This window comes from Bhargavaea massiliensis, assembly GCF_050480245.1.
Lineage (GTDB): Bacteria > Bacillota > Bacilli > Bacillales > Anoxybacillaceae > Anoxybacillus.
Genome location: NZ_JBCNEQ010000091.1, coordinates 1 through 1,732, shown reverse-complemented (window position 1 = coordinate 1,732; position 1,732 = coordinate 1). Strand labels below are relative to the sequence as shown.

The 1,732-nt window shown below is 45.3% G+C and carries 1 protein-coding gene; it reads left to right on the top strand.

The genetic code is table 11. The features are described 5' to 3' along the window. Positions 1–109: 109 nt before the first annotated feature. Positions 110–1,396 carry an IS110 family RNA-guided transposase gene (locus tag ABEV15_RS14005; protein ID WP_498853561.1) on the top strand — a complete coding sequence of 429 codons (1,287 nt, stop codon included), beginning with the start codon at positions 110–112 and terminating at the stop codon, positions 1,394–1,396. The last annotated feature ends 336 nt before the right edge of the window (positions 1,397–1,732 follow it).

Here is a 1,732-nt window from a genome sequence, read left to right as displayed (position 1 = left end):
GGAGCATTCCTGTTAGAAAGGTTTTCGGGGACTTGAAAGAAAAAAGCCCTCTTGGTATGATGCAGGGGTACCAACAATCACCTATCATCAGACCAAGGAGGACTATACAGTGAATTGTACACGAAATCTCAAAATTGAACAAGTCACTGAACAAACATTAGTCATCGGCATGGATATCGCGAAACACAAACATTATGCAGCGATGGTGGATGAGCGTGGTAGGGAACTGAAAAAGCCGTTTCCCGTTCTTCAATCTCGAATCGGATTCGAACAATTTTACGCATCCATCGAAGAAGCGAAAAAAGTGTTTGGCAAGACAGAAGTCATCGTTGGCATCGAGCCGACCGGGCATTACTGGTTGAACCTCGCCTATTTCCTCGAGGAAAAAGGGATCCCATTGGTGATGGTCAATCCGATGCACGTGAAACGATCAAAAGAACTCGATGACAACTTGCCAACGAAACATGATGCAAAAGACGCCCGAATCATTGCCAAACTAGTCAAAGATGGACGTTTCAGCTACCCACGTATTCTCCACGAAGTGGAAGCAGAATTGCGGGCAGGAAGTACGTTTCGGAAATCCTTGATCACGGAACGCAATGCTGTTCATAATCAAATGATTCGATGGACAGATCGTTACTTTCCTGAGTTTACGCAAGTATTTCCATCATTCGGAAAAATCGCTTTGGCTGTATTAGAAAAAACACCATTTCCGAATGAAATCGTTGATCAGACGGTCGAGGAGTTGATCGAGCGATATCGACAAAGTGAAGGGCTCAAATGTCCGCAAAAACCGAAAATTCAAAAGCTGTTAGAGGTTTCCCGTCAGTCGATTGGCATCACTCAAGGACAACAGATGGCCCGTATCGAAATCGCCACGTTGGTCCGCCGATATCGTCAATTGGAACAGGAAATCGCAGCGCTCACGGAACAGTTAATCGCCCTTGCACAAACGACGGTGGAGTATGAATGGCTTCAAACGATCCCTGGGCTTGGCGATGCGACAATTGTGGAACTATTGTCGGAAATCGGGAGTTTTCATCAGTACCAAGATCCGCGACAACTCATGAAATTAGCGGGCTTAACTTTGAAAGAAAACTCATCTGGGCAGCACAAGGGACAAAAGCGTATCTCGAAAAGAGGACGAAAACGGTTACGCGCCCTCCTCTTTCGGGTGATGATGCCTCTCATTCGTCATAACGAAGCGTTTCGCGCTTTGCATGAATACTATACGACACGTCCCATCAACCCGTTGCGTAAGAAACAATCGATCGTTGTGTTGTGTGGAAAGTTATTGAAAATTCTCTATGCCGTTTGTGTGAAACAACAAGCATTTGATGGGGAACGAATGATACGGGATATCTCCCATACTCATACTCAAGCCCACGCAGCTTAGAGCCATCCCTTTTGGAAATAAATCTTGTTTGAACAACCAGATGACACGGAGAAGCTGGCACGATTTCATCCATTCGACCGAGAGTCCCTAAGGGAGCTTAGCCGGCCTCTGCCTGGTGAAGAGACCGAACGAAGGAATGTTGGCACAAGGATGCCCAGAGACATGGGAGGGTTCGTCCTCATCAGCAATGCAGAGATCCAAGGTGCATCGCATATGTATTTTCCATTGGTTTTAACATACAAAAATAACCAGTGGTCGCGAAGCGTACCTATGGGTTGTTAGATATAAACAAAAATGAAAAAGTATGTGATGAGTTTTGTCGAAAAAAATTTTTTT